The organism is Pseudomonas wenzhouensis, assembly GCF_021029445.1.
GTDB classification, from domain to species: Bacteria; Pseudomonadota; Gammaproteobacteria; order Pseudomonadales; family Pseudomonadaceae; genus Aquipseudomonas; species Aquipseudomonas wenzhouensis.
Genome location: NZ_CP072610.1, coordinates 1,667,953 through 1,693,933, shown reverse-complemented (window position 1 = coordinate 1,693,933; position 25,981 = coordinate 1,667,953). Strand labels below are relative to the sequence as shown.

Sequence of the window (25,981 nt, the reverse complement as noted above, 5' to 3'; positions counted from 1 at the left end):
CAGGTTCCCCCCTGACGTGTTCTGCCCCTTGCGGCAGCCACCCGGCACGCTAAAAGCACCCGCCCACGCGCAGGGTCACCAGAGGTTCACGGATGCCTCGTTTCTGTCTGGCTTTTCTGCTTTTCTGCCTGATCGGCCCAAGCTGGGCGTTACAGCCCGTGGCGCTGGACAGTCAGGAGCGGCGCCTGTCGCTGACACCCTACCTGGGCTACTACGAAGACCAGAGCGGGCAGATGAACCCTGACCAGGTGCGCGCGCTGGATGCTGCGGCCTTCCGGCCGATCCAGGCCGCACACCCCAACCTGGGCAAGAATGCCTCGGTCTGGTGGTTCAGAATCGACCTGGACAATCTTCTCGAGCAGCCACAGGGCGGTTATCTGGAAGTCAACTACCCGCTACTCGACCATGTGCAGGTGCATCTGTTCGACCCGCAAGGCCAGCACCTGCAACAGGAAAGCGGCGACCGCTTCGCCTTCGCCCAACGCCCGTTGCAGGTGCGCAATTTCTGGTTTCCGCTGCAGCTGGAACCCGGCAACAGCACGTTGCTGGTCAGGGTGGAAACCACCAGCACGGTATTCGTGCCGATGTTCTTCGCCACCTACGGCGCCAGTGCGGCGGCGCAGGAAAACCTCATGGGCTTCAACGGCGCGTTCTACGGCGTGCTGTTCGCCATGTTCTGCTACAACCTGTTCCTCTACCTGTCGCTGCGTGAATCAGCTTATCTCTGGTACCTGGCCTACAACCTCAACGTCGGCCTGCTGGCCGCCTGCTTCGATGGCATGCTGTTCAAGCTGCTGCCCGAACACGTAGCCCTGCAGTCGGTGGCGATCTACGTGCTGATGTACCTGCACTGCCTCACGGCCATCCAGTTCAGCCGCCATTTCCTGCATGCACCGCAGTATTTCCCGGGCCTGGACACTGCCCTGCGCCTGCTCATGCTGGCCTGTGCCGGCTGTCTGTTGTCGATGCCACTGATCGGCTTCGCCGCCTGGAACATCCTCGCCAGCCTGACCGTTTCGCTGGTGTCGCTGATCCTCCTGCTGACCGGTCTTTACGTCTGGCGCCAAGGCGTACGTTATGGCTCCTACTACACCCTGGCCTGGGCCGTGCTGCTGTTCGCCTTCATCCAGGCCACGACCGGTTCGCTGGGGCTGGAGCTGTTCGGCGTATTCGGCGGCACGGCCGTGAAGATCGGCGTGACCATCGAGCTGATCACCCTGTCCATCGGCCTGGCCGACCGCATCAACCTGCTCAAGGAAGAAGGCTTCCAGTCGCGCCGTGCCGCCGAGCAGGCGGAGTTCGAGAATCAGGCCAAGAGCCGCTTCCTGGCCAAGATGAGCCACGAGATCCGCACGCCCCTCAATGGCGTACTGGGTATGCTGCAACTGCTGCGCGAGACGCCACTGGACCGCAGCCAGCGCTTCTATGTCGACACCATTTCCAGTTCCGGCAGCTCGCTGATGGCGGTGATCAACGACATCCTCGATTACGCCCGCATCGAATCGGGCAAGCTCAGCCTGGAGCAGATCGAGTTCGATCTCGAAGATATGCTTTCCGACACCCTCAGTCTGTTCACCGGCCAGGCCCTGGAAAAACGCCTGCGCCTCTATGTCAGCCTGGAAAATGGCGTGCCCCGGCGCGTTCAGGGTGATCCGACACGCCTCAAGCAGGTACTGATGAACCTGCTCAGCAACGCCCTGAAGTTCACCGCCGAGGGCCATGTGGCCCTCAGCATCAGCCGTCGCAGTGACAGCCAGGGCCGCGCGCACCTGATATTTGCCGTCAGCGACAGCGGTATCGGCATCACCGAGCAGGCGCTGGCGCAATTGTTCGAATCCTTCGCCCAGGGCGACTCCAGCACCACCCGCCGTTATGGCGGCAGCGGCCTGGGGCTGGCCATCAGCAAGGAACTGGTTGAGATGATGGGCGGGCGTATCGAGGTGCAGAGCACGCCGGGCCAGGGCACGCGCTTCGCCTTCGACATACCGCTGCAGGATGAAACGGATATCCCCGACGACCTCAGCCGCCTGCTGGCCGGCCGCACCGCCCTGCTCGCCTCGCTCGACGGGCTTGGCCTGGATGCCATGAGTCGCCTGCTTGGCCGCTGGGGCATGCGCACCGAACGCTGCCAGACACCAGAGCGCCTGCAGGATTATCTGGAAGACTTCACCACGCCGCCGTTGCTGCTGTTGATGGCGCCCTGGCCAGGAAGTGTCAGGCACTGGCTCGACTCGCTCAGCCCCAAGCTGCAACCGCAACAACGCATACTGCTGATCTGCCCGCCCGAAGCGTGCCAGCAACTGCCCATCAGCCATGGCCTGCGTCTGCAACACCTGTCACAGCCGGTGGCGATCAACGCGCTGCGCCAGGCGCTCACCGGGCTCTACGAGGACCCTCAGGCACAGGTACATCCGTTGATCCGAGAACGACCCGGCGACACCCTCGAGGCGCCCTGCATTCTGGTGGCAGAAGACAACCCGGTGAACCAGTTGGTGGTGCAGGGCTTTCTGAAAAAACGCGGCTATCGCGTGCGCCTGGTCACCGATGGCCAGGCCGCTGTGGCTGAATACGAGCGCGACCCGACAGCCGTGCACCTGATCCTGATGGATTGTGAAATGCCGGTGATGGACGGTTTCGAAGCCACACGACAGATCCGGCGCCTGGAGCGTAACCGGCAACTGGCCGCCGTACCGGTGATCGCATTGACCGCGCATATCCTCGAAGAGCACCGCCAGCATGGCCTGGACGCTGGCATGGACGATTTCCTTGGCAAGCCGCTCGACAGCGGGCTGCTGTATCGGACCCTGGAACGCTACCTGAAGCCTGCCGAACCCTGAGCAAGCTCGCCGTGCGACGGCTCCGGCTCTATCATGAGCGCCTGTTACCGGAGTCTTAGCCGTGCTGATCCCTGCTCACCTGCTGCAAGCCGACACCCTGACCGCCCTGATCGAAGACTTCGTCACCCGCGACGGCACCGATAACGGTGACGAAACCCCGCTGGAGACCCGCGTGCAACGCGTACGCCGCGCCCTGGACAAGGGCGAGGCGGTGATCGTGTTCGACCCGGACAGCCAGCAGTGCCAACTGGCGATGAAGCGCGATGTGCCCAGGGAGTGGCTGGATGCCCTGAACGACAGCCTCAGTGATTGACCGTATGGGCCAGCATCACCGATAGCTGACACAGCGGCCGGCCACTTTCGGCCTGCCATTGGTTGAACACAGCCTGCACGGCAGCCAGGTCTTTCAGGCTGGTCGGCGCCTTGTCGATCACGCCCTGCGCCTTGAGCGCAGCCACCACGTCATCGGTGGGGACGAAGGTGTCCTTGCCCACCATGCGCAGAAAACGTGGCGCCGACAGACCGCCAAGCTGGTTGCCGTGCTTGGCCAGGTATTTCCATAGACCGACGATGTCGGTCACCGGCCAGTCGGCGATCAGGGTGCCAAAACTGCCCTTCTCATGGCGCACATCGAGTATGAACTGAGCGTTACGCGGCACGCTCTTGAGCTTGCCCAGGTGGCGGATCAGCCGCGTGTCCTGCATCAGGTTTTCCAGGCGCTCGGCGCCCATCAGCACTACTTTCTCCGGGTCGAAGCCGAAGAAGGCCTGCTCGAATGCCGGCCACTTGGCATCCACCAGGCTGTGCTTGAGCCCGGCGCGGAAGATGCGCAGGCTGATCAACGACAGGTAGCGGTCATCGCTCAGCGCGCGCAGTTCGGCATCGCTGCGCGGTTGCGGCAGCCTGGCCTCCAGCGCCCTGGCCGAGCCGAAACGGTTGAGGCAGAACGCGTGCAGCCACTTGTAATCACGCATGAATCGAATCCTTCATGAAACGGACGACGAAGCCTGCACGGAGTGAGCGTCACAGTTCAAGTCCTGTGGGAGCCCCGCCCCGGGGCGAAGCGTTTTGCCTCTGCGCCTGGGGCCTGAGCACGTTCGCCGCGAGGTGCGGCGCCTACAGTAAAGCGCCGCCCGCTTACTCTCATCCACGCAACCGCTCGGCAGCCTGGCGCAAAGCTGCCTCGGTGCCACTCCAGCCAAGGCAGCCATCGGTGACTGATACGCCGTAGCGCAACTCGCCGGACAGCGCCTGGCAACCGTCGAACAGGTGACTCTCCAGCATCACCCCGCGCAAGCTGGTATCCCCGGCCAGACGCTGCTCAATCACATTATCCAGCACCGCTGGCTGGCGCAGCGGATCCTTGCCGCTGTTGGCGTGGCTGCAGTCGACCATGATGCGCGGGGCGATGCCCTGACGTTCGAGCGCCTGCCGCGCGGTGGCGACGCTGGCAGCATCATGATTCGGTGCGCCGTGGCCACCACGCAGCACCAGATGGGTGTCCGGGTTGCCGGCGGTGTGCAGCAACGCCGGATGGCCGAGGTCGTCGATGCCGAAGTGCTGGTGCGGATGCGCTGCCGAGCGCATGGCATCACAGGCGATGCCGACGCTGCCATCGGTGCCATTCTTGAACCCCACCGGCAGATCAAGGCCACTGACCATCTCGCGGTGCACCTGCGATTCGCTGGTACGCGCACCGATGGCGGCCCAACCGAGCAGGTCGTCGAAGTAACCGGCGGCCATCGGTTGCAGCAATTCGGTGGCCAGCGGCAGACCACGCTCAAGGATATCCAGCATTAGCTGTCGCGACAGGCGCAGGCCTTCAGCCATGTCGCCACTGCCATCGAGGTGCGGATCGTACAGCAGCCCTTTCCAGCCCACCGTGGTGCGCGGTTTTTCCACGTAGGCGCGCATCACCAGCAGCAGTTGGTCATCGACCTGTGGCGCCAGCTCAGCCAGGCGCTCGGCGTATTCGAGCGCCGAGGCGCGGTCATGCAGGGAGCAGGGGCCAACCACCACCAGCAGGCGCGAATCACGGCCATCGAGCACGGCGCGGATGGCGTCGCGGTCGGCGGCAATACGTTCGGCAAGGGCGTTGGGCAACGGCAGGCGCTGGCGCAATACGGCGGGGCTGGGCAGCGGCTGGGCGCTGCGGCGGGCGATAGCGGTAACGGTAGAAGCGAGTTGAGTGGAGCTGTTCATGATCTGGCGGTTCCTTGGCCGGCGCGGTCGATACCGCGGCGGCGCTAACTGAGTGTTCGTGGCAAAGGTGTCAGGGCGGTGGTGACGCTGCTAAATCGCCAGTCGTAGCGGTAGTTGCGGTAATAACGGTTCATCTGTGAGTCCTCGATCTGTGGCCGTTTTTCGGCCGGAAAAAACAAAACCCCCGGTCGGGTTGCCGACCGGGGGTTTTCTGGAAAACGTCTCTGGTGGCGACCCTGGTGTCTCAGGCCGCCTGTGGGGTATCAGGCGCGCCTGTGGCTAAACCAATACCCAAAGAAGTAATACACCGCCGCCACGACCAACTGCGCACGCGCCAACGCGGCGCGCGAGGCACCGGCTTGCAGCATGGACAGAAGGTTGAGGCTGGCAGACATGAGATTCTCCAAAGCGATGGCCGAACCATACTCCAGGTCTTTGCGGCCTGGCAAGCGGCGCGGCTAAAGCCCCTCCCACGGATTCGAGTCACATGTGGGAGGGGCTTCAGCCGCGATGGCTTACAGGCTCATCACATCAAGAAAGCGCGGCGTGGCGCTGTCGTCGATCTTCAGGCTCTTGAAGTCGAACAGGTTGCGGTCGGCCAGTTGCGAGGGATGCACGTTCTGCAGCGCGCGGAACATGATCTCGACGCGGCCCGGGCTCTTGCGCTCCCACTCCTGCAGCATCTCCTTGACCACCTGGCGCTGCAGGTTCTCCTGCGAGCCGCAGAGGTTGCACGGGATGATGGGAAATTCCTTGAGCTGGCTGTAGGCCTCGATATCGGCCTCGGCGCAATAGGCCAGCGGGCGGATCACTACGTTGCGGCCATCGTCGGAGAGCAGCTTGGGCGGCATGGCCTTGAGCGTGCCGCCGTAGAACATGTTGAGGAAGAAGGTTTCCAGAATGTCGTCGCGGTGGTGCCCCAGCGCCATCTTGGTCGCGCCAATCTCGTCGGCGTAGGTGTACAGGGTGCCGCGACGCAGGCGCGAGCATAGCGAGCAGGTGGTCTTGCCCTCGGGGATCTTCTCTTTCACCACCGAGTAGGTGTCCTTCTCGATGATGTGGTACTGCACACCGATGGATTCCAGATAGGCCGGCAGCACATGCTCGGGGAAGCCGGGCTGCTTCTGATCCATGTTCACCGCGACGATCTCGAACTTGATCGGCGCCACCTTCTGCAGGTACAGCAGCACGTCGAGCATGGTGTAGCTGTCCTTGCCACCGGACAGGCAGACCATCACCTTGTCGCCATCCTCGATCATGTTGAAGTCGGTGATGGCTTCGCCGGCCAGGCGGCGAATGCGCTTCTGCAGTTTGTTCTGGTTGACCGAAAGGGTGCCCATGGTGCGTCGAAATCCGAGGGGTGAGAACGAAAGCGCGACATTTTACGCACAAAGGCGCCGCGCCCCTACCCCATCGGCGGTTAAATGCTAGGCTCGGCCGATGAATGACGACCTCGACCCCAGCCAGGATCTCGCCGACCAGGTACTGCAACTGCTGCAGGCAGCTCCGGACGGGCTGGCCGAATACGCCCTGATCCAGCAGCTCAAGGCCCGCCATAGCGGCCACCTGCCCAACCTGCCGCTGACCGACAAACTGGTGCTGTTTCGCACCCACTTTCTGCTGTTCAACGCCCTTTACCGCCTGCGCGATCAGCTCCGACAAGCGCAGACGCACCTGCTCGAGATCAGCCCGCTGTGCATTCGCCTGCTGCCCTATCAGCCCGGCAGCGTAGCACTGAGCGAACGTGACGAGCTGCGTGATTACTACCTGGATATGAGCCAACTGCGCGACACCGACGAACGCGACGTCGAGCGCCTGCTCACCAGTTTCTGGACACGCATGCAGGGCGGTGACGAAAAACAGGCCGCGCTGGAGCTGTTCGAGCTGAACCACGAACAAACCCTCGACTTACCACGCATCAAGCAGCGCTACCGACAAATGGTCAGCCTGCATCACCCGGACAGAGGCGGCAGCACAGAGCGACTGCAGTCGATCAACCTGGCCATGGAAATTCTAGAGCGCTATTACCGCTGACCGGCACAGAGCAATTTGCTCTAAAGCCAGGCATCACGCCGGCTCCAGGCTCTGCCTATACTGCGACATAAGGTCGCAACGATTTGGCCTGATACCCGGTAACGCTGTCCATGCGCGCCGGGCCTCCGCCGGGGGGCGACTGTCATAAGAAAAGGAGGTGTCTGGCATGATCCACCACGTTTGGGGGCTCTTCACCCATCCCGACCAAGAATGGCAAGAAATTCGTGGCGAGGAAGAAACCATCAGCCACATGTACCTGACCCACGTACTGATTCTCGCGGCGATTCCTGCTGTCTCGGCTTACATCGGCACCACCCAGGTCGGCTGGGCCATCGGCGACCGAGCGCCGGTGATGCTGACCGAAGGCAGTGCGATGGTGATGACCATCATGTCCTACCTGGCGATGCTCGCAGGGGTAGCCGTGATGGGCGCTTTCATCCACTGGATGGCACGCACCTACGATGCCAACCCGAGTCTGACCCAGTGCGTCGTGTTCGCCGCCTACACCGCCACCCCGCTGTTCATCGGAGGTCTTGCAGCGCTGTACCCCCACCTGTGGCTGGGCATGATCGTCGGCACGATCGCCATCTGCTACACGGTTTACCTGCTCTACGTCGGCATACCGACCTTCATGAACATTCCCGAGGACGAAGGCTTCATGTTCTCCAGTTCAGTGCTGGCGGTAGGCCTGGTGGTGCTGGTGGCAATGATTGCCAGCTCGGTGATTCTCTGGGGCATGGGCATCGGCCCGGTCTACACCAGCTAAGTGCTTGAGGCATCGACATGGCCGCCCTCGGGCGGCCTTTTCATTGGCAGCGGCACGGGCTGCCGGCTTACGGCATAATCAGCGCTCAGCCAGCCCCTGCTCTCCCCCGCTTATGCCCGAACAGATTCACGCCCGCGTCGAAGCCTGCTACCAGCAGGCCGAAGCCTTCTTCAAGCAACGCTTTGCCCGCCCCGAGATCAGCTTCAAGCTGCGCGGACAGAAGGCGGGGGTCGCGCATCTGACGGAAAACAAGCTGCGCTTTAATCTGCAGTTGTACCGGGCCAACCAGGAAGACTTCCTGCGCCAGACAGTGCCGCACGAAGTCGCCCACATGGTCGCCCATCAGTTATTCGGCCCACGCATTCAGCCGCATGGCGAGGAATGGCAATTGATCATGCGCGGCGTCTACGAGCTGCAGCCGCATCGCTGCCACAGCTATGAAGTCGAACGCCGCAAGGTCAACCGCTTCATCTACCGCTGCAGTTGCGTGGATGGCGAGTTCCCCTTCTCCGCCCAGCGTCATGCGCTAGTGGCCAAGGGGCGGCGCTACTACTGCCGACGCTGTAAAGCGACGCTGACCTTCAGTGGCGAACAGCGCCGGGAGTGACGGGGCAACGCCATAACGCCTCGGTGCGCGCGGCGCACCCTACGCCCGTATCGAAGCCTCCTAGGATGGCCTGTGCGCAGCGACGTTGCCAGACAGTGAGCCTTGCGACTCAACCCAGCGCCCCAGCCCTCCTCAACGCCGTGATCTGTTCGGCGTCATAACCCAGCTCCGTCAACACTTCGGCGGTATGCGCGCCAACCGCCGCTCCGACATGCCGGGGTGGCGGCAAGCCCTCGGAGAACTTCAGCGGGCAGGCCAGTTGCGGCTGCGCGGGCAAGCCTTCGCGCGGCACCTCGACAACCAGCCCACGCGCCTTGATCTGCGGATGCTCGGCCGCCTCGGACAGTGGCAGCATGGGCTCGACGCAGGCGTCGATGCCGGCGAACACTTCGCACCACTGGGCGAAATCACGCTTCTCGAACTCGATTTCGATCTCGCGCTTGAGCGCTTGCTGATCTTCAGGCTTGAGCGACAGGCCGCGCGCCGCCAGTTCAGGCCGGCCAATGGCGGCGCAGAACTGCTGCATGAACTGCGGCTCCAGACTGCCGACGGAGAACCAGCGCCCATCACGGGTGCGGTAGTAATCATAAAAACTGCCGCCGTTGAGCGCCTGGTTTTCCATGCCCGGCTCGACGCCGGCGCCGAGGTAACCGGCCCCCGCCATGCCGTGCAGGCTGAACGCGCAGTCGGTCATGCTCACGTCGACCTGCTGCCCCTGGCCTGTGACCTGGCGCTGCACCACGGCCGCGAGCAGGCCGATCACGCCATGCAGCGAGCCGCCGGCCAGGTCGGCCAGTTGCACGCCAAGCGGCAATGGCCCGCTGTCGCGCCGCCCGGTGTAGCTGGCGATCCCGGCCAGCGCCAGGTAGTTGATGTCATGCCCGGCGCGGTCACGGTATGGCCCGCTCTGTCCGTAACCCGTGATCGACACATAGATCAGCCGTGGGTTGATCGCCTTGAGCGCGGCATAGCCGACGCCCAGCTTGTCCATCACACCGGGGCGAAACTGTTCGAGCACGATGTCGTACTCACTGACCAGGCGCTTGACCACCTCGACCGCCTCAGGGCGTTTGAGATCGAGGGCGATGCTGCGCTTGTTGCGGTTGAGGTAGGCGTGGCTGGTGGAAGCGCCGCCATCGTGCGGCGGCAGCACGCGCACCAGATCCATGCGCGTGGGCGATTCCACCCGCAACACCTCGGCGCCCATATCGGCCAGCAGCAGCGAGGCGAACGGCCCCGGCAGCAGGGTGGAGAAATCGAGAATCTTCAGCGATGACAACGGGCCAGACATGGTGACTCCCAGATGGCGTGTTCGAGTTGGCCAGGGTGCAAGTGGGCATGACGCTGCCGGCTTGCACCCGGACGATGAATCAATCTTCCCAGACAATGACCTGCTCGCCTGGCAGGCCGGCAATGACCTCGGCATAGCGCATTTCCAGCACGTTGCGGCGAATCTTCATGGTCGGCGTCATGCTGCCGTTATCCACTGTCCAGGCCGCGCTGACCAGATAGAAATGACTGACGCGCTCATGCGCTGCCAGCCGTTGGTTGAGCGCGCACAAGTGCTCGGCAAGTGACTGGGTCAGCAGCTCACGCGGCTGCTGGCGGGCGACTGGCGAGAGTTCGATCAGTGCCAGCGGCTGATCGAGGTTGCTGCCCATCAGGCACACCTGTTCGACCCAGTGACTCTTGGCGATCTCGCCCTCGATGGGAGCCGGCGCCACATATTTACCCTTGCTGGTCTTGAAGATGTCCTTCACCCGCCCGGTAATGCGCAGGTAGCCCGCATCGTCCAACTGGCCGCGATCACCGGTGTGCAGCCAGCCGTCCTTGAGGGTTTGCGCCGTTTTTTCCGGCTCACGGTAATACCCCTGCATCAGCGTTTCGCTGCGCAGCAGAATCTCGCCGCTGGCATCGATACGCACCTCAAGATGCGGCATCGGCCTGCCCACGGTGCCGAAGCGCACCTGCCCCGGTCGATTGAAGCAGCCATAGGCGAAGTGCTCGGTCATGCCGTAGCCCTCGCAAATGGTCATGCCCAGGCGCTGGTACCACTCCAGCAGGCCGGTGGAAATCGCCGCTGCCCCCGACACCAGCACACGCGCACGATCGAGCCCAAGCCCGGCGCGCACCTTGCGTGCCAACAGCCGCCCCAGCAGCGGGATGCGCAGCAGGCGCTCGAGGCGCTGCGCTGGCAGCTTCTCCAACACACCCTGCTGAAAGCGTGTCCACAGCCGTGGCACCGAAAAGAACACGGTCGGACGCACCTGGCGCAGGTCGCTGGCGAAGGTCTCCAGCGACTCGACGAAGGCCACCGGCGCGCCGCAATACAGGCTGTTGAACTCCACCAGAAAACGCTCGGCGGCATGCGACAACGGCAGGTAGGAGAAGAATTGATCCTGCGGCGTCATGTTCAGCTCGGCCGTGGCATTGGCGGCGGAAAATGCCATGGCGTGCGCCGACAGCATCACCCCCTTGGGCTGCCCGGTGGTGCCGGAGGTGTAGAGAATCGACAGCAGATCATCACCACGCTGCAGGTGCCCCCCGGGCAGGGGCTCGTGCGCGGCCAGCAAGGCCTGCCACTGGTAGTCGGCCGGCATGGTCGGGTAAGGCATGGCGATGCGGGTGATATGCGCGGCGATCCCCGTGGCCAGTTTCTCCGGTTCGTCCAGTTTGCCAACCAGGATGACCTTGCAGCCGGCATGTTCGAGCACATAGGCGATCTGCTCCGGCGCCTGCAGCGGATACAGTGGCACGCTGACCAGCCCGGCCTGCTGAATGGCCAGATCGCTGATGAACCACTCGGCGCAGTTCTTCGCCAGCAGGGCGACGCGCTCACCCGGTACGCAGCCCAGCGCCAGCAGCGCACTGGCCAGGCGCCGCGCCTGTTCATCGACCTGACGCCAGGTGAAGTCATGCCACACACCCTCGACGGGCTGACGCAACCAGACGGCATCGGGCTGGCGATCCAGCCAGTGATTGAAGCGTTGCAGTGGCAGTTGCAGGGTCATGGGCGGTTACCTTCTTCTTATCCTGGGGTTCACCTGCTCATCGCACGGCGAGCGCTACTGACGATAGACCACCACCCCTGGCACGGCAGGTACGATCCATCACAGGCCACTCGTGGCGGGTTGTCCCGCCCTACAGCGCTACAGCTTCATACCGCGACTGATGATCTCCTTCATGATCTCCGACGTACCGGCGAAGATGCGCTGGATGCGCGCATTCGCGTACATCTTGCAGATCGGATACTCCCACATGTAGCCCCAGCCGCCGTGAAGTTGCACGCCCTCGTCCACCACCTTGCCGAGCAGTTCGGTGGTGAACAGCTTGGCCTCGGCGGCCACTTCCGGGGTGAGTTTCTTCTGGTTGTGGTCCATCACGCAGCGGTCGGTGAACACCTGCGCCACATCGATCTGCGTGCGCATTTCCGCCAGCTTGAAGCGGGTGTTCTGAAAGTGCGCCACCGGGCGGCCAAAGGCCTGGCGCTCCTTGACGTAGTCGATGGTGGTCTGCAACGCCGCCTCGGCGCCGGCCACCGCGCCACAGGCGTTGGTCAGGCGCTCCTGAGCGAGCATGTTCATCAGGTAGAAGAAGCCGCCCTTGGCATCGCCCAGCAGATTCTCCTTGGGTACCTTGACGTCATTGAAGAACAGCTCGGCGGTGTCCTGGCTGTGCATGCCGAGTTTTTTCAGCTTCTTGCCACGCTCGAAGCCGGGCATGCCGCGCTCCACCAGAAACAGGCCCATGGCGTGCTTGTTGGCCGGGTCGGTCTTGGCCGCGACGATCACCACATCGGCCAGGTAACCGTTGGAGATGAACACCTTGGAGCCGTTGAGCAGCCAGTAGTCGCCCTTGTCCACCGCCGTGGTACGCATGCCGGCCAGATCCGAGCCGGCAGACGGCTCGGTCATCGCCACCGCGAGGATGGTTTCACCGCTGATGATCCCCGGCATCAACCGCGCCTTCTGCTCGGCACTGCCGTACTCGGCGATGTAAGGGCCGCACAACGCCGAGTGCAGCGGGATCATGAAACCGGGCTCGTTGATGCGCGCCAACTCCTCGCACATGATCTGCTCGTAGCGAAAATCCTTGAGCCCGGCACCGCCGTACTCCTCGTCCGCCCAGGGCAGCAGAAAGCCCATCGCGCCGGCTTTGCGCCACACACTGCGATCCACCACGCCCGCCTCTTCCCAGGCCTCCTGATGCGGCAGCACCTCCTTGTCCAGAAATGCCGCGAAGGCGTCGCGGAACAGGTTGTGCTCAGTGTCGAAATGGTTGCGTTGCATGGGGCGGGTCCTCCGCTGTTGTTATGCCCTTGAGGTTAAGGGCCGCCCCGCCCCCCCTCAATGACCCATGCGCTCAGCCTCGGTTGACCCATTCGCTCGGTTGGCTTGCCCTGGCTGGGAGCAACTGCCTACCATCGACCACCCTCGATTTCGGAAACCCAGCATGCGCGAACGCACCATTGCCAGCCACTTCGTCCGCGCCGCCCTGCGCGGTGCGGATCGCCACGGCCTGGCCTGCGAGCTGATACTGCGTCAGGCCGGCATCCAGAGCGCCGTGCTGGTCGAGCCGCGCGCACGCATCGCCCCGGAACAATTCTCCCGGCTGATGCAACTGCTGTGGGAAGCGCTGGACGACGAGTACCTCGGGTTCGGCCGCCAGCCGAGCAAACGCGGCACCTTCGCCATGATGGGCCACGCCATCATCCACTGCCGCAGCCTGGAAAAAGCCCTGAGCCGTGGCGCGATGTTCTACGGCCTGTTTCCCGACGCGCCAGGCATCAGCCTGCAACGCGAAGGTGACTGGGCGCGGCTGAGCGTCGACGACAGCACGCTGTGGGATCCGGATCATTTTCTGGTCGAAAGCCTGCTGGTGATCTGGCATCGCCTGGGTAGCTGGCTGATCGGCCAACGCATCCGCCTGGAAGAAGCCACCTTCGCCTACCCCGAGCCCGCACATGCCGCCGAGTACGAACTGCTGTTCCCCTGCAGCCGGCGCTTTGCCGCCGGACAAACCAGCCTGCTGTTCCACGCCCGCTACCTGGCCATGCCGCTGCTGCAGGACGAACGCACGCTCAAGCAATTCCTCCAGCACTCCCCCGCCGACCTGCTGGCCCGGCCAGACGGCGGCGACAGCCTGATCAGCCAGATCCGCCGCCTGCTCGGCCGCGACTGCCGCACCTGGCCGGACCTGGAACAGGTCGCCCAGCACCTGCACACCAGCCCACAAACCCTGCGCCGCCACCTACGCGAAGAAGGCACCAGCTTCCAGGAACTCAAGGACCACCTGCGCCGCGACCTCGCCATCTACCACCTGGGCCGCGACGAACTGGCGATTCAGGACATCGCCGAACAGCTCGGCTTCTCCGAACCCTCGGCCTTTCACCGCGCGTTCAAGAAATGGACCGGGCTGACACCGGGGGCGTATCGGGCGCAGGAGGGGTAAGGCAGCATGGCTGCCTGTGCATCGGGCTTCGTGGATGGACAGGTCAGGCGGATATGCACTAGCTTCTGACCCAAGCCTGCTGGCAATGCGCCACAGGCGATAGGCTTGCCGTTTTCCCTGTCGCTTTTTCTCCCGAGTGCTGTCGCGTTTTCAGCGAGCATTTTCAGGCCAGAGAAGGACTTGCAAGACGACAAGGAAGGTTATGCGACAGGTGTCGTGTGGAAACGCGACATGTATGTCGTCTAATTAATAGTTAGCAGAAATCAACCATGAGGAAATAGCATGTAAAATAAAATAAGCCTGCCGAACAACTGGGTCTGTAATGGTGCAGAATTGAAGCCAAAAACTGGGGCATCTTCATCTAATACGTGGGTATTTTCTGGAAAAGAAATTAAGCCGAAGGTTAGTGCTTCGTCGTCAAATACCTGGGTTTGGGATGGCAAAGAGCTGAAACCGAAGGTCAGTGCCAGCTCGTCAAACACATGGGTGATTGAAGGAAATAAAGCAAAACCTAAAGTCAGCGCGAGTTCATCTAATACCTATGACACCAACGGACAACCAATATTGGTCATTGCAGCTCAGCTAGTTCTTCGCCTCTGGTAATACCCCCTAAAGTGGGCAGATGAATGCCGGAGATTGATAGATGAGTATTGCAAAGAGATTTGAAAATTGGGCGCTGGGTTATTCTGGGTGTGATGGCGGCGAACTCGGAAATCCATCAAATCCCAGCACTTGGGTATGTGGTATAGAGTGGGGTGGCGGTCACACGCCAGAGGCGTTATTGGCTCACATAGAAGAGGATGTGAGCCACCCGCCAAGAGGTTATACGGATTGGGCAGAAAATCTTGCCTACATCTTTAATTGGCAAGTAATGAAGTTACTTTCAGTCATCAATGGCGGCTCCGTTTCAGACTATAAAAAATTCGCAGAGACAGTTAAGCCATTTGTAGAAGGCAGCTCCGGCTACTTCAAAATGAACCTCTACCCTATAGGCTTTAAAGACACTAGCTATGCTCGGTGGCACGATAACTTTTCAAGTATCACTGGTTTCCAGAGTAAGGCTGATTATCTTCGTTGGTGTTCGGCGTGTCGGTTCCCTGAAATTCGAAAATGGGCAAAGTCGGCGGCTCCGGAATTGATATTGTGCCTCGGAAAGACATACATCCAAGACTTTAGGGCTGCTTTCCATAACGAGAACAGCAGTTTTTCTCACGAAATTATCGATGGCCGTGATCTATTCTGGTGCATCAATGATCAGGGATCAGTCGTTGCGGTAATTCCATTTATGGTTAATCGAAATGGCTTGGTTAAAAATGTTTCAATACAGAAGTTCGGTGAGCGAATATCGCAACTGCTAACAATTCAAAGCACGCGGACGCAGCAAAGATGCGCCGGTGTTTGAAGCGTTAGCGAAATACTCATGCACATCGCACAAAAATATCTCCTCACAGTATCTATTGCCGTATATGCCATTTCACTGGTACTACCAGCATTCAATACTGAATATTTCCACTGGCAAGAATTGGACATACGCCATGCAGAACAAGGGCCAACCTGGTATGGGGCTGAGGTATTAGCTATAGGTTGGTTCGGTGCCTTTTTCTCAACAAAAAGTATGACCTTAGCCTAGTTCGCCAACCCAGCTTTTTTGTTCGCAGCAGTACTATACTACCGTAAAAACGCAATCGCCCTTCCAGTAGCGGCCTTAAGTATTTTCTTAGCAACCACATCTGCCTGAGCAAGAAAGCTATGGAATGACAAAGAGCCTCCAAGTTATCAAATAACAGAATTAGGCATAGGCTTTTACATCTGGCTCTTAGCGATCAGTATATTGTTAGTTGGAGCATGACTGCAAAAAAGGCGTCATCAGTAAGTCAACTCGCTAACAAATGTATATGGACTCTCCCCACAAGCAGTGAGCAAAGCTTTGCTTTTGCACCTGTCGTCAGCGCGGTTGCATTCGTATATCCGGCCTGTTGTGGACGTTCACACCCTGGCCATTCTGTAGTTCGCACAGCGGGGGCCAAGCGTTCAATCGATCACGGGGATCATCATTGTTATCGGCCTTGCTCCGCTGCAGGACTCGCCTGCTCCGACAGTGCTGCTATTCACCACAACCACCAGAAAACCATCACACCGTGCTGATTACACCCGCCGTCAGACGTGCTCTACGCTCTGCCAATTGCCATTGAGTCGCCGCTCGTGGCACCACTCCGCCCAAGTTTGTTGGCCAGGGCCAAAGCGTTTGTGCACTCTCGCGCCGAGCCTGCTTGCCCGCACGAATACTGTGTAATACATTGCATTCAACAGTATGGAGGGCATATCCATGAGCGTCACAACCGTCCGGCTTCAACCGGAACTCGAAGAAAATCTTGGCGCTATGGCCGAGAAGCTTCAGAGAAGTAAAAGTTGGCTTATTAATCAAGCACTTAGAGAGTTCTTTGAGCGCCAGGAGCTAGAGCAGAACCGCTGGCAAGAAACACTGCAAGCGATGGAGTCAGTGGCGCAGGGCCGAGTTGTATCCGGCGAAGCTGTGACTGCCTGGCTGCAAAGCTGGGGCACCGACAATGAGCTATCCCCACCAAAGGCTGGTCAGTGAGACTGGCCTACTCAGAAAACGCGGTGGCAGACCTCGTTCGCCTGCGCGAATTCATAGCAGAGAACGATCCTCTTGCTGCTGCACGCATTGCAGCAGAGCTCCTTTCCCGCATCGAGAATCTTTGCCTATACCCAGAAATGGGCCGCGCTGTTGAGCTTGCTCCAAGCCCAAAAGCCATTCGAGACGCAGTTTTCGGAAAATATATAGTTCGCTATTCAGCCTACACAGAAACTATCGTCATCCTTCGTATATGGCACCACAACGAAGACCGTACACCAAGCACCTAACAGCTGACATGGACTCTCCCCACAAGTAGTGAGCAAAGCTTCGCTTTGGCACCTATCACCAGCGCGATGGCATGCGTATATCCGGCCTGTTCTGGGCCTTTGCGCCCTGGCCATTCCGTAGTTCGCGCCGCGAGGGCGAAGTGTTCAATCGATCAGGGCTCACATTTGGTATCGACCTTGTTCCGCTGCAGGACTCGCCTGGTCCGGCAGCGGATCGGTTCCATACAAGAATCGGAAGAACGTGCCTGACAGCAAGGCTCAGTCGTACAACCGCACCCTGAAACAGGCGCCGCCCAGTTCCGAATCTTCCAGGCTCAGCTCGCCGTCGTAGCTGTCGACGATATCTTCCACCACCGCCAGGCCGATGCCCTGCCCCGGGTTCTGTGCATCCAGTCGTTCACCGCGCTGCAGTACCCGCTCACGCTGGTGCGGGGGCACGCCGGGGCCATCGTCTTCGATGGTCAGCAGGCAGCCGTCGGTCAGGGGTTGCAGCCTCACACGCACCTGTTGCAGGCACAGGCGGTAGGCGTTTTCCAGCAGGTTGCCAAGCAGTTCCATCAGCGCACCACGTTCCATGGTGATCTGGCTGTGCGCGGGCACGTCCAGGGTCGCTTCGACGCGCTTGTCGCGGTAGACCTTGTCCAGCGAGCGGCACAAGCCATCGAGCAGCGGCCAGACCTGTTCGCGATGGCGCACCAGGCCGCTGCGGCGCAGGCTGGCGCGTTGCAGTTGATAGCCGATCTGCTGGCTCATGCGTTCGATCTGCGCCTGCATCAGTTGCGCCTGCTCGCGATTGTCGGGCTGCACAGCCAGGCTTTCGCCAATGCCCTGCAGCACGCTGAGCGGGGTTTTCAGGCTGTGGGCGAGGTCTTCCAGGGAGTCGCGGTAGCGCTCGCGCTGACGCCGTTCGCTGTCGAGCAGGCGGTTGAGGGAGTTGGTCAGGCGCAGCAGTTCGCGCGGGTGTTCGTCACTCAGGCGCTGGCGGGTGCCGGCCTCTACGCCGTCGAGCTCGTCGCTGAGGCCACGCAGGCTGCGAAAGCCCCAGGTCAGGCCGAACCAGAGCAGCCCCAGCAGCACCAGCAGGGCGATGCCCAGCCACAGGCGCAACTGCCAGGCGAAACCATTGAACAGCCCCTGGTATTCGCGGGTCGGTTGCATGGTAACGATGCTCAGGGCGGTGCTGTCGCCACGCAGCAGGTCCACTTCAACGTCATAGACAAAATATTCCTCACCATTTTCGTCATGGATGCGCATGAATTCGTGACCGCGCCCGTCGTAGCGCGGCAGGTAACGCACCTGTTCGTCGGTGGAGGAGCGTGAGCGCCAGAGCATCTGGCCGTCCCGGTCGAAGATGAAGCCCAGCAGGTGGGAATCGAGGTTGTCGAATTCTTCGTCCGGCATCTTCTCCGGCATGCTCAAGCGGCCGCCATCGATGCGCGCGGCGGATATCAGCGCAGCCGCGTCGGAGGCCAGACGCTTTTCGATGGTCTGCTCCAGGGCCATAAGAAACACGCCCTGCAGCACTGGCATCAACAGCAGCATGAACAGCATCGCCAGCGCCGCGCTGGCGAGCATCAGGCGCAGCCGCAGGGATGCGAAGCGCGTGCGCAGTTTGCGCCACACAACGCGCGCGCGCCTCACTTGCAGCGCTCGTTGAACATGTAGCCCTGGCCACGCACGGTTTCTATCGGTTTGCCGTCGAGCACGGACTCCAGCTTGCGCCGCAGACGCCCGACCAGTACCTCGATGACGTTGGGATCGCGCTCGTCATCGCCCGGATAGAGCTGCTCCATCAGGCGCTCCTTGGCCACCACCTGCTGGTGATGCAGCATCAGGTATTCAAGGATGCGGTACTCGTAGGCGGTCAGTTGCAGCGATTGCTCATCCACCGTGGCCTGCTTGCGGTTGAGGTCCAGCACCAGGGAGCCGGCCTCGATGGTCGATTTGGTGAAGCCGGATGAGCGGCGCAGCAGCGCGTTGAGGCGCGCCTCCAGCTCTTCGAACTGGAAGGGTTTGACCACGTAGTCGTCAGCGCCGCAGGACAGCCCTTCGACCTTGTCCTGCCAGTTGCCGCGCGCGGTGAGGATCAGGATCGGAAAGTTCTTGTCCTGGCTGCGCAGCTCGCGGATCAGGTCGATACCGCTCATGCCGGGCAGGCCGAGGTCGACCAGGGCCAGGTCATGATTGAAGGACTCAGCGCGGTACAGGGCTTCTTCGGCGGTGCGCACGGCATCCACCACATGCCCGTTTTCACTGAGGCGAGTGAACAGATGGTGACGTAGCAGCGCCTCATCCTCCACCACCAGCAATTTCATCAGACTTCCCCTTTTTCAGTCATACAAAGGCCGGGCAGATGCCCGGCCCGGTCACGCTAGCCACCTTTAGAAGGCGAAGTTGGCACCCAGGTAGAGCTGCGAACTGCTATGCAGATCCAGCGATCCGGCCTTGCCTGCACCATGCGGCGCCATTTCCGTGCTGGCATTGGTACGCAGGTAACGATAGCCGGCTTCTATCGAGGTGTTGCTGTTCAGTTCCTGCAGAATACCGGTCTGCAGGCCTGCGGCAAAACCGATGTCACTGTCACGGGAGAAGCCACGGCTCTCCTGTTCGAGCTTGACCAGGCCGGCCGTCACACCACCGAACAGCTTGGTGTTGTTGCTGCCCAGCGGTACGAACATGTCGTAGCTGCCGAGCAGATTCTGCTGACGCAGCTTGTAGCCATTGTGACTGTCGGAGACATTCTCGTAGGTCGCGTAGTAGCGGCCGTCAGCGGTCGTCTGGCCGGCACGAATACCCCAGGTGCCTTCGCCATCGATCACTTTGTCCAACTTGGGGTTGCCGAGGTTGGCATTCAGCGCGTTGGATTTCTGGATGTTGTTGTCAGTCTGACCCCAGGTCAGGCCGACGAAATTGTCGTTGGCCTGGGCAGCGGTTGCGCCCAGGGCCAGGCAGGTAGCGAATGCGATACGGTTCAGGGTGATTTTCATTGAATCGTTCCTCTCGTTGCAGTTTTGATCAACTCGGCAACAAGTCTGCGGGAAGACTACTGAATCCCTCCTGAACCCTCCTTGAACCTGCACTGAACGAGCGGCAAACAGCCTAGATACGCCGTACCAGAGCGCTGGCGAGGATAAATAACGAGGCCAGAACGCCGAGTAACGCCAGCCAGCCGGCGTGCTCCCAGACATAACCACCAACGTAGCCCACCAGGCTGGAACCGAGGTAATAGGCACACAGGTACAACGCCGAGGCCTGCGCTTTGGCCCCCTGCGCATGGATACCGACCTGCCCGCTGGCAACCGCATGAGCCGCGAAGAAACCCAAGGTGAACAGTGCCAGCCCCACCACCGCAGCGCTCAGCCAGGGCGCAGCGCACAGGGCTACCCCCAACAGCATCAGGCCGATGCCGCCATGCAACACCTGGCGTGCGCCGAAGCGTGGCACCAGGCGCCCGGCCCAGCCAGCACTGAGAATGCCGAGCAGATAGACGGTGAACAGCAGGCCGATGACCGTCGCAGACAGGTTGAATGGCGCACCCGCCAGGCGAAAGCCAACATAGTTGAACAGCGCAACGAAGCCGCCCATGAGCAGGAAGGCCAGAGCGAACAGCACGCGCAAGCGCGGGTTGCTCAGGTGCAGGGCGAAGTTGCGCAACAGGCCGCGCAAGGACAACGGCTGGGCGGTGAAATGCCGCGACGGCGGCAGCAGCCAGAGAAACAGCCCCAACGCCAACAGGCCGAGCCCGGCAATGCCGCCAAGGGCCCAGGGCCAACCGCCCAGGTCACTGAGCAGGCCGGCCAGCAAGCGCCCGAGCAGACCGCCCAGCGCCGTACCGCCGATATACAGCCCCATCGCCGCCGGTAGCGCTTCAGGGTCGAACTCCTCACCGACATAGGCCATGGCCAGCGCCGGCAAACCGCTCAGCGCCAGCCCCAGCAGCGCACGCAAAATCAGCAGGCTGCTCCACTGCTCCACCAGCGCGCAGGCGATCCCCAGTAGCGCGGCCAGGCCCAGCGCCGCGACCATCACCGGCTTGCGCCCCCAGCTCTCGGCCAGTGCACCGGATACCAGCAGGCACAGGGCCAGGCTCAGGGTAGTCAGCGAAAGCGCCAGGCTGCTGCTGGCCGCAGACACGCGAAAGTGCGCGGCCAACAACGGCAGCAGAGGTTGCACGCAGTAAAGCATGGCGAAGGTGGCGAAACCGGCGCAGAACAGCGCCAGGGTGGCACGCCGATAACCGGCGCTGCCACGGCTCAGATGAGTCACGGACATGGGTGGACTGGCTCACGAAGCTGGATGCAAGCGATAGCCGGAACATGCCGCAAGACCGAACCGGGTGACGCCTGCAGGTGAATGAAACCAGACGAAATATTAGCACGCTATCGATAATCGCGAGCGCGTGCCATTAGCGCTCGTGCAATTCCTTTTCCTTGATCCAGCTCAACAGACTTTGCCCTTACTAACGTTAGGGTCTAGACTCTATTACGAACGCAACGGAGAAGAGCGAATGGCTACCCCGCCCGAGCGCAGCGCCATGAAAGGCAAGGAAACTCGCCTGTTCGTCTTTCTCGTGGTCTGCCTGTTCCCCATCCTTTCGGTCGCGCTGGTCGGCGGCTACGGATTCATCATCTGGTTCATGCAGATGCTGCTGGGCCCACCTGGTCCACCCACCTGATCCTTCCTCACCTACGGAGCCACGGAACATGGCCGCCTCTATGCATATTTCCAGTCTGCTGGTGCACGTACGGCCCGAATGGCTGGCTGCGGTGAAAGCCAACCTGCGCCAGCTGGAAGGCCTCGAACTGCATCAGGAAAGCCCGCAAGGCAAGCTGGTGGTGGTGCTGGAAACCGAACACGAGCGCCACATCCTCGCCCGCCTCGAACAGATCAACGCGTTGCCAGGCGTGCTCAATGCCGCTCTGGTTTACCACGAACTCCTCGACACAGAAGGAGACTCAGAATGAAGCTTTCCCGCCGTGAATTTGCCAAGGCCAACGCTGCTGCCATTGCCGCCGCTGCCGCCGGTCTGCCGTTGGTGACGACCGCCAGCAACCTGATCACCGAAGCGGACATGACCCGCCTGGACTGGAACAAGGCGCCCTGCCGCTTCTGCGGCACCGGCTGCAGCGTGATGGTCGCCACCCGCGACAACCGCGTGGTGGCCACCCACGGCGACGTCAAGGCCGAGGTCAATCGCGGCCTGAACTGCGTCAAGGGCTACTTCCTGTCGAAAATCATGTACGGCGTCGACCGCCTCAACCAACCGCTGCTGCGCATGAAGAATGGCGTGTACGACAAGCAGGGTGAATTCCAGCCGGTGAGCTGGGAGCAGGCCTTCGACATCATGGAACAGAAGACCAAGGAGGCGCTGCGCGAGCATGGCCCCGAGGCCGTCGGCATGTTCGGTTCAGGGCAATGGACGGTGTGGGAAGGCTACGCCGCCAACAAGCTGATGAAGGCCGGTTTCCGCTCCAACAACATCGATCCCAACGCGCGCCACTGCATGGCTTCGGCGGTGATGGGCTTCATGCGCACCTTCGGCATGGACGAGCCAATGGGCTGCTACGACGACATCGAGGCCGCCGACGCCTTCGTGCTGTGGGGCTCGAACATGGCCGAAATGCACCCCATCCTCTGGAGCCGGGTCACTGATCGTCGCCTCAGCCATCCGAACACCAAGGTCGCCGTGCTGTCCACCTTCGAACACCGCAGCTTCGACCTGGCCGATATCCCGCTGGTGTTCAAACCGCAGACCGACCTGCTGATCCTCAACTACATCGCCAACCACATCATCGAAAGCGGCGCGGTGAACAAGGACTTCGTCGGCAAACACACCAAGTTCGCCCGCGGCGCCGACGACATCGGCTACGGCCTGCGCGCCGACAACCCGCTGGAGATGCAGGCCAAGAACGCGGCCAAGGCCAATACCTGGGAGGACATGTCCTTCGAGCAGTTCGCCGCCTTCGTCAAACCCTACACCCTGGAGCGCACCGCCAAGGAAAGCGGCGTGGCGGCCGAGCGCCTCAAGGCCTTGGCCGAGCTGTACGCCGATCCCAAGCGCAAGGTCATGTCGTTCTGGACCATGGGCTTCAACCAGCACACCCGTGGCGTCTGGGCCAACAACCTGATCTACAACCTGCACCTGCTCACCGGCAAGATCAGCGAACCGGGCAACAGCCCCTTCTCCCTCACCGGCCAGCCATCGGCCTGTGGCACCGCGCGCGAGGTGGGTACTTTCTCCCATCGCCTACCGGCCGACATGCTGGTAGCCAACCCCAAGCACCGTGCAACCGCCGAGAAGATCTGGAAACTGCCGGCCGGCACCATCCAGGAAAAGCCCGGCTTTCATGCCGTGGAACAGAGCCGCAAGCTCAAGGACGGCGTGCTCAAGGTCTACTGGACCCAGGTCAGCAACAACATGCAGGCCGGCCCCAACGTGATGCAGGAGATCCTCCCCGGTTGGCGCAATCCGCAGGCCTTCGTCATCGTCTCCGATGTCTACCCCACCGTCTCGGCCCAGGCTGCCGACCTGATCCTGCCCAGCGCCATGTGGGTGGAGAAGGAAGGCGCCTACGGCAATGCTGAGCGCCGCACGCAGTTCTGGCACCAACTGGTCAAGGCACCGGGCGAGGCCAAGTCCGACCTGTGGCAACTGGTGGAATTTTCCAAGCGCTTTACCACCGACGAAGTCTGGCCTGCCGAACTGCTGGCCAAGGCCCCGGAATACAAGGGCAAGACGCTCTACCAGGTGCTGTTCGCCAACGGCCAGGTCGACCAGTTCCCCCGCGAACAGATCGAGGCCGGCTATGCCAACGACGAGGCCGGGGCCTTTGGCTTTTACCTGCAGAAGGGCTTGTTCGAGGAATATGCCCAGTTCGGTCGCGGCCATGCCCATGACCTGGCGCCCTTCGACAGCTATCACGCCGAGCGTGGCCTGCGCTGGCCAGTGGTTGACGGCAAGGAAACGCGCTGGCGCTATCGCGAAGGCCTCGACCCCTACGTGGAAAAAGGCAGCGGCGTGCAGTTCTACGGCTACCCGGACAAACGTGCGCTGATCTTCGCCCTGCCCTATGAGCCGCCAGCGGAGTCACCGGATGACGACTTCCCGTTCTGGCTCAGCACTGGCCGCGTGCTCGAACACTGGCACACCGGCAGCATGACCCAGCGCGTCGAAGAACTGCACGGCGCCGTGCCCGATGCCCTGGTGTACATGCACCCGGACGATGCCAAGGCACTCAAGGCGCGACGCGGCAGCGAGGTCAAGGTGATCAGCCGACGCGGGGAAATCCGCGCGCGCATCGAAACCCGTGGTCGTAACAAGCCGCCGCGTGGCCTGGTGTTCGTGCCCTTCTTCGACGCCAACAAACTGATCAACAAGGTCACCCTGGACGCCACCGACCCGATCTCCAAGCAGACCGACTACAAGAAGTGTGCGGTGAAGATCGAACTGGTCAGCCTGGCCTGAGGAGAACCGTCATGACTCTGCGCTTTCTGCCTCTGTTACTGCTCGCCGCCTTTGGCTTGGCCATCGCCGGCGAGCTCAACTACCCACTCGACGCTCCGGCACCGGACGGTCGCCGCCCTGGCGGCACCCTGAGCCAGAGCCTACCGGCGCCCGTGCTCGGCAATGAAGAGAACAAGGATATCAAGCGCGAGCGCAATTACCCCGAGCAGCCGCCGACCATCCCGCACAGCATTCGCGGCTATCAGGTCGACGCCAACGGCAACAAGTGCCTGACCTGCCACAGCCGCGCCGGCAGCGCCCGCAGCCAGGCGCCGATGATCAGCATCACTCATTACATGGATCGCGACGGTCAGGCCCTGGCGGCTGTTTCACCACGGCGCTACTTCTGTACCCAGTGCCACGTCACCCAGCAGGAGGTCAAACCTCTGGTCGGCAACGCCTTCCACAATATCGACCAGTTGCTCGGCGACGAAGCAGCCGGCACGGCAAAACCCTGAGGAGGCCTTTCATGAAGTCGTTAATGGCCCTGCTCAAGGAGTACTGGGGCATCCTGCGCCGCCCAAGCGTGCATTACAGCCTGGGTTTTCTCACGCTTGGCGGCTTCATCGCCGGGATCATTTTCTGGGGCGGTTTCAACACCGCGCTGGAGGCCACCAATACCGAGCAGTTCTGCATCTCCTGCCATGAAATGCGTGACAACGTGTACGTCGAGCTCCAGGACACCATTCACTACAGCAACCGCTCCGGGGTGCGCGCCACCTGCCCGGACTGCCACGTACCGCACCAGTGGACGGACAAGATCGCGCGCAAGATGCAGGCGTCCAAGGAAGTCTGGGGCAAGATCTTCGGCACCATCAGCACCCGCGAGAAGTTTCTGGAAAAGCGTCGCGAACTGGCCGAACACGAATGGGCACGGCTCAAGGCCAACGATTCGCTGGAATGCCGCAACTGCCACAACTTCGACTACATGGACTTCACCAAACAGAGCCCACGCGCCCGCCAGATGCACTCCAACGCCCTGGCCAGCGGCGCAGCCACCTGCATCGATTGCCACAAGGGCATCGCCCACCAGCTACCGGACATGAGCGGGGTGCCGGGTTGGTGAACGGCTGAAACCCGGGTGCGCAGCAACTCCATTTGGAACGGTGCAGTACGTGCCCGTCCCAAGGTGCATTGCTGGGCACGCTCCCCGTGACACTCACCTCACGCCGTAGACCCGGCGTCCGGCCTACTCCCCGCGCAGCGTTCGAAGATGCGTCAGCAGGCCGGCTGCCGTCTGCTCGCCGACCAGGCGCTCACGCAGTTTGCCCTCGGCATCGACAATGTAAGTGACCGGCAAGACATCGGTGCGTGGCAGTTCGAAGCGTGCCGCCGGATCCAGCGCCAGCACGGTGAAGCGGATGTCGAAACTGTCCGCCGCACGCTTGAGGTCATCGCCCTGCAAGGCGTCGAAGTTGACGCCAATCACCCGCGCCGACTGGTTTTTCAGCGTTTCTTCCAGCGCGTTGAGCTCGGGAATCTCGGTGCGGCACGGCGCGCACCATTCGGCCCAATAATTGATGATCAGCCACTGGCCATCGAGGCTGTCAGCCGTTACCTTTCGTCCATGCTGGTCAGGGCCGAAATCTTCGGCGCAAGCCGTTAGCAGCAAACCGGTGCAGATAACCAAGACAGCCTTGCCGACCTTGCGGAGCCCTAAGCCCATGTACTCGTTCCTCGTCCACTCGGGGTTG

Annotated in this window: 28 protein-coding genes; 15 read left to right on the top strand and 13 right to left on the bottom strand. The window is 61.6% G+C overall.

The window, feature by feature from the left end; genetic code table 11:
- The first annotated feature begins 92 nt into the window (after positions 1–92).
- Positions 93–2,837, top strand: coding sequence for a hybrid sensor histidine kinase/response regulator (locus J7655_RS07765; protein ID WP_230927274.1), 2,745 nt, complete (start codon positions 93–95; stop codon positions 2,835–2,837).
- Between the two features lie 61 nt (positions 2,838–2,898).
- The gene (locus tag J7655_RS07760; protein WP_125875084.1) at positions 2,899–3,150 is read left to right on the top strand and encodes a YheU family protein; all 252 of its coding nucleotides are present in this window, start codon (positions 2,899–2,901) and stop codon (positions 3,148–3,150) included.
- Here J7655_RS07760 and J7655_RS07755 read toward each other — a convergent pair.
- The 4 genes from J7655_RS07755 to ttcA all read right to left on the bottom strand — a co-directional run bounded on the left by J7655_RS07755 (position 3,140) and on the right by ttcA (position 6,379).
- A complete protein-coding gene (locus J7655_RS07755; protein WP_230927273.1) occupies positions 3,140–3,811 on the bottom strand; it encodes a DNA-3-methyladenine glycosylase I in 672 nt (223 codons plus the stop codon). The genes J7655_RS07760 and J7655_RS07755 overlap by 11 nt on opposite strands.
- Before the next feature lie 169 nt (positions 3,812–3,980).
- Positions 3,981–5,039, bottom strand: a complete 1,059-nt coding sequence (locus J7655_RS07750; protein ID WP_230927272.1) for a 3-deoxy-7-phosphoheptulonate synthase — start codon at positions 5,037–5,039, stop codon at positions 3,981–3,983.
- A gap of 263 nt (positions 5,040–5,302) precedes the next feature.
- A complete protein-coding gene (locus J7655_RS20785; protein WP_267914158.1) occupies positions 5,303–5,434 on the bottom strand; it encodes a hypothetical protein in 132 nt (43 codons plus the stop codon).
- 120 nt (positions 5,435–5,554) lie between these two features.
- Positions 5,555–6,379: a tRNA 2-thiocytidine(32) synthetase TtcA gene (gene ttcA, locus J7655_RS07745; protein ID WP_013716338.1), complete on the bottom strand. Its 825-nt coding sequence runs from the start codon at positions 6,377–6,379 to the stop codon at positions 5,555–5,557.
- Positions 6,380–6,479: 100 nt separating this feature from the next.
- On the opposite strand from ttcA, the gene J7655_RS07740 reads away from it, so the two are divergent.
- From J7655_RS07740 to J7655_RS07730, 3 genes are all read left to right on the top strand, one after another.
- On the top strand, positions 6,480–7,073 hold the full coding sequence (locus J7655_RS07740) for a DNA-J related domain-containing protein (RefSeq protein ID WP_230927271.1): 594 nt from the start codon (positions 6,480–6,482) through the stop codon (positions 7,071–7,073).
- A gap of 166 nt (positions 7,074–7,239) precedes the next feature.
- Positions 7,240–7,839, top strand: coding sequence for a Yip1 family protein (locus J7655_RS07735; RefSeq protein ID WP_230927270.1), 600 nt, complete (start codon positions 7,240–7,242; stop codon positions 7,837–7,839).
- A gap of 112 nt (positions 7,840–7,951) precedes the next feature.
- Positions 7,952–8,446: a SprT family zinc-dependent metalloprotease gene (locus J7655_RS07730; RefSeq protein WP_230927269.1), complete on the top strand. Its 495-nt coding sequence runs from the start codon at positions 7,952–7,954 to the stop codon at positions 8,444–8,446.
- Positions 8,447–8,555: 109 nt separating this feature from the next.
- Here J7655_RS07730 and J7655_RS07725 read toward each other — a convergent pair whose 3' ends face one another.
- The 3 genes from J7655_RS07725 to J7655_RS07715 form a co-directional block, all read right to left on the bottom strand.
- Positions 8,556–9,737, bottom strand: a complete 1,182-nt coding sequence (locus J7655_RS07725; protein WP_230927268.1) for a CaiB/BaiF CoA transferase family protein — start codon at positions 9,735–9,737, stop codon at positions 8,556–8,558.
- Positions 9,738–9,816: 79 nt separating this feature from the next.
- Entirely contained in the window at positions 9,817–11,457 is a 1,641-nt protein-coding gene (locus tag J7655_RS07720) for an AMP-binding protein (RefSeq protein ID WP_230927267.1), read from the bottom strand.
- A 138-nt stretch (positions 11,458–11,595) separates the two neighbouring features.
- Positions 11,596–12,735: an acyl-CoA dehydrogenase family protein gene (locus J7655_RS07715; RefSeq protein ID WP_230927266.1), complete on the bottom strand. Its 1,140-nt coding sequence runs from the start codon at positions 12,733–12,735 to the stop codon at positions 11,596–11,598.
- A gap of 163 nt (positions 12,736–12,898) precedes the next feature.
- Here J7655_RS07715 and J7655_RS07710 point away from each other — a divergent pair, with 163 nt between their 5' ends.
- The gene (locus tag J7655_RS07710) at positions 12,899–13,897 is read left to right on the top strand and encodes an AraC family transcriptional regulator (protein ID WP_230927265.1); all 999 of its coding nucleotides are present in this window, start codon (positions 12,899–12,901) and stop codon (positions 13,895–13,897) included.
- Positions 13,898–14,160: 263 nt separating this feature from the next.
- On the opposite strand, the gene J7655_RS07705 is transcribed toward J7655_RS07710, so the two are convergent.
- Complete coding sequence (locus J7655_RS07705) at positions 14,161–14,379, bottom strand: hypothetical protein (RefSeq protein WP_230927264.1); 219 nt, start codon at positions 14,377–14,379, stop codon at positions 14,161–14,163.
- Between the two features lie 161 nt (positions 14,380–14,540).
- Here J7655_RS07705 and J7655_RS07700 point away from each other — a divergent pair, with 161 nt between their 5' ends.
- The 4 genes from J7655_RS07700 to J7655_RS07685 all read left to right on the top strand — a co-directional run bounded on the left by J7655_RS07700 (position 14,541) and on the right by J7655_RS07685 (position 16,783).
- The gene (locus tag J7655_RS07700; RefSeq protein WP_230927263.1) at positions 14,541–15,299 is read left to right on the top strand and encodes a hypothetical protein; all 759 of its coding nucleotides are present in this window, start codon (positions 14,541–14,543) and stop codon (positions 15,297–15,299) included.
- Between the two features lie 18 nt (positions 15,300–15,317).
- A complete protein-coding gene (locus J7655_RS07695) occupies positions 15,318–15,527 on the top strand; it encodes a hypothetical protein (protein ID WP_230927262.1) in 210 nt (69 codons plus the stop codon).
- 696 nt (positions 15,528–16,223) lie between these two features.
- Positions 16,224–16,496, top strand: coding sequence for a CopG family ribbon-helix-helix protein (locus J7655_RS07690; protein WP_108235142.1), 273 nt, complete (start codon positions 16,224–16,226; stop codon positions 16,494–16,496).
- Entirely contained in the window at positions 16,493–16,783 is a 291-nt protein-coding gene (locus J7655_RS07685; protein WP_338052723.1) for a type II toxin-antitoxin system RelE/ParE family toxin, read from the top strand. The genes J7655_RS07690 and J7655_RS07685 overlap by 4 nt, the downstream gene beginning before the upstream one ends.
- A 258-nt stretch (positions 16,784–17,041) precedes the next feature.
- On the opposite strand, the gene J7655_RS07680 is transcribed toward J7655_RS07685, so the two are convergent.
- The 4 genes from J7655_RS07680 to J7655_RS07665 all read right to left on the bottom strand — a co-directional run bounded on the left by J7655_RS07680 (position 17,042) and on the right by J7655_RS07665 (position 21,055).
- Entirely contained in the window at positions 17,042–18,424 is a 1,383-nt protein-coding gene (locus J7655_RS07680; protein ID WP_275948858.1) for an ATP-binding protein, read from the bottom strand.
- Positions 18,421–19,098 carry a response regulator transcription factor gene (locus J7655_RS07675; protein WP_116619266.1) on the bottom strand — a complete coding sequence of 226 codons (678 nt, stop codon included), beginning with the start codon at positions 19,096–19,098 and terminating at the stop codon, positions 18,421–18,423. The genes J7655_RS07680 and J7655_RS07675 overlap by 4 nt, the downstream gene beginning before the upstream one ends.
- 66 nt (positions 19,099–19,164) lie before the next feature.
- Positions 19,165–19,770, bottom strand: coding sequence for a porin family protein (locus J7655_RS07670; protein WP_230927261.1), 606 nt, complete (start codon positions 19,768–19,770; stop codon positions 19,165–19,167).
- Positions 19,771–19,882: 112 nt separating this feature from the next.
- Positions 19,883–21,055 (bottom strand): MFS transporter, encoded by a 1,173-nt coding sequence (locus tag J7655_RS07665; protein WP_125835701.1) that lies wholly within the window; start codon positions 21,053–21,055, stop codon positions 19,883–19,885.
- A gap of 235 nt (positions 21,056–21,290) precedes the next feature.
- On the opposite strand from J7655_RS07665, the gene napE reads away from it, so the two are divergent.
- The 5 genes from napE to J7655_RS07640 are packed head-to-tail and all read left to right on the top strand — an operon-like array spanning position 21,291 to position 25,353.
- Positions 21,291–21,458, top strand: a complete 168-nt coding sequence (napE, locus tag J7655_RS07660; protein ID WP_039964770.1) for a periplasmic nitrate reductase, NapE protein — start codon at positions 21,291–21,293, stop codon at positions 21,456–21,458.
- Positions 21,459–21,486: 28 nt separating this feature from the next.
- Positions 21,487–21,747: a chaperone NapD gene (locus J7655_RS07655; protein ID WP_003461524.1), complete on the top strand. Its 261-nt coding sequence runs from the start codon at positions 21,487–21,489 to the stop codon at positions 21,745–21,747.
- The gene (napA, locus tag J7655_RS07650) at positions 21,744–24,248 is read left to right on the top strand and encodes a nitrate reductase catalytic subunit NapA (protein WP_230927260.1); all 2,505 of its coding nucleotides are present in this window, start codon (positions 21,744–21,746) and stop codon (positions 24,246–24,248) included. Before J7655_RS07655 ends, napA begins: the two co-directional genes overlap by 4 nt.
- A gap of 11 nt (positions 24,249–24,259) precedes the next feature.
- Positions 24,260–24,745: a nitrate reductase cytochrome c-type subunit gene (locus J7655_RS07645; RefSeq protein WP_230927259.1), complete on the top strand. Its 486-nt coding sequence runs from the start codon at positions 24,260–24,262 to the stop codon at positions 24,743–24,745.
- An 11-nt stretch (positions 24,746–24,756) separates the two neighbouring features.
- The gene (locus tag J7655_RS07640) at positions 24,757–25,353 is read left to right on the top strand and encodes a cytochrome c3 family protein (protein WP_230927258.1); all 597 of its coding nucleotides are present in this window, start codon (positions 24,757–24,759) and stop codon (positions 25,351–25,353) included.
- 123 nt (positions 25,354–25,476) lie between these two features.
- On the opposite strand, the gene J7655_RS07635 is transcribed toward J7655_RS07640, so the two are convergent.
- Positions 25,477–25,953 (bottom strand): TlpA disulfide reductase family protein, encoded by a 477-nt coding sequence (locus tag J7655_RS07635; RefSeq protein ID WP_230927257.1) that lies wholly within the window; start codon positions 25,951–25,953, stop codon positions 25,477–25,479.
- Positions 25,954–25,981 lie beyond the last annotated feature (28 nt).

What these genes read in the sequence shown, in the direction of transcription:
- J7655_RS07675 (WP_116619266.1), bottom strand. Translation starts at nt 19,098, where the DNA reads ATGAAATTGCTGGTGGTGGAGGATGAGGCGCTGCTACGTCACCATCTG.
- J7655_RS07750 (WP_230927272.1), bottom strand. Translation starts at nt 5,039, where the DNA reads ATGAACAGCTCCACTCAACTCGCTTCTACCGTTACCGCTATCGCCCGC.
- J7655_RS20785 (WP_267914158.1), bottom strand. Translation starts at nt 5,434, where the DNA reads ATGTCTGCCAGCCTCAACCTTCTGTCCATGCTGCAAGCCGGTGCCTCG.
- J7655_RS07725 (WP_230927268.1), bottom strand. Translation starts at nt 9,737, where the DNA reads ATGTCTGGCCCGTTGTCATCGCTGAAGATTCTCGATTTCTCCACCCTG.
- J7655_RS07715 (WP_230927266.1), bottom strand. Translation starts at nt 12,735, where the DNA reads ATGCAACGCAACCATTTCGACACTGAGCACAACCTGTTCCGCGACGCC.
- napE (WP_039964770.1), top strand. Translation starts at nt 21,291, where the DNA reads ATGGCTACCCCGCCCGAGCGCAGCGCCATGAAAGGCAAGGAAACTCGC.
- J7655_RS07670 (WP_230927261.1), bottom strand. Translation starts at nt 19,770, where the DNA reads ATGAAAATCACCCTGAACCGTATCGCATTCGCTACCTGCCTGGCCCTG.
- napA (WP_230927260.1), top strand. Translation starts at nt 21,744, where the DNA reads ATGAAGCTTTCCCGCCGTGAATTTGCCAAGGCCAACGCTGCTGCCATT.
- J7655_RS07690 (WP_108235142.1), top strand. Translation starts at nt 16,224, where the DNA reads ATGAGCGTCACAACCGTCCGGCTTCAACCGGAACTCGAAGAAAATCTT.
- J7655_RS07765 (WP_230927274.1), top strand. Translation starts at nt 93, where the DNA reads ATGCCTCGTTTCTGTCTGGCTTTTCTGCTTTTCTGCCTGATCGGCCCA.
- J7655_RS07755 (WP_230927273.1), bottom strand. Translation starts at nt 3,811, where the DNA reads ATGCGTGATTACAAGTGGCTGCACGCGTTCTGCCTCAACCGTTTCGGC.
- J7655_RS07640 (WP_230927258.1), top strand. Translation starts at nt 24,757, where the DNA reads ATGAAGTCGTTAATGGCCCTGCTCAAGGAGTACTGGGGCATCCTGCGC.
- J7655_RS07730 (WP_230927269.1), top strand. Translation starts at nt 7,952, where the DNA reads ATGCCCGAACAGATTCACGCCCGCGTCGAAGCCTGCTACCAGCAGGCC.
- J7655_RS07710 (WP_230927265.1), top strand. Translation starts at nt 12,899, where the DNA reads ATGCGCGAACGCACCATTGCCAGCCACTTCGTCCGCGCCGCCCTGCGC.
- J7655_RS07740 (WP_230927271.1), top strand. Translation starts at nt 6,480, where the DNA reads ATGAATGACGACCTCGACCCCAGCCAGGATCTCGCCGACCAGGTACTG.
- J7655_RS07735 (WP_230927270.1), top strand. Translation starts at nt 7,240, where the DNA reads ATGATCCACCACGTTTGGGGGCTCTTCACCCATCCCGACCAAGAATGG.
- ttcA (WP_013716338.1), bottom strand. Translation starts at nt 6,379, where the DNA reads ATGGGCACCCTTTCGGTCAACCAGAACAAACTGCAGAAGCGCATTCGC.
- J7655_RS07655 (WP_003461524.1), top strand. Translation starts at nt 21,487, where the DNA reads ATGGCCGCCTCTATGCATATTTCCAGTCTGCTGGTGCACGTACGGCCC.
- J7655_RS07645 (WP_230927259.1), top strand. Translation starts at nt 24,260, where the DNA reads ATGACTCTGCGCTTTCTGCCTCTGTTACTGCTCGCCGCCTTTGGCTTG.
- J7655_RS07635 (WP_230927257.1), bottom strand. Translation starts at nt 25,953, where the DNA reads ATGGGCTTAGGGCTCCGCAAGGTCGGCAAGGCTGTCTTGGTTATCTGC.
- J7655_RS07695 (WP_230927262.1), top strand. Translation starts at nt 15,318, where the DNA reads ATGCACATCGCACAAAAATATCTCCTCACAGTATCTATTGCCGTATAT.
- J7655_RS07720 (WP_230927267.1), bottom strand. Translation starts at nt 11,457, where the DNA reads ATGACCCTGCAACTGCCACTGCAACGCTTCAATCACTGGCTGGATCGC.
- J7655_RS07700 (WP_230927263.1), top strand. Translation starts at nt 14,541, where the DNA reads ATGAGTATTGCAAAGAGATTTGAAAATTGGGCGCTGGGTTATTCTGGG.
- J7655_RS07665 (WP_125835701.1), bottom strand. Translation starts at nt 21,055, where the DNA reads ATGTCCGTGACTCATCTGAGCCGTGGCAGCGCCGGTTATCGGCGTGCC.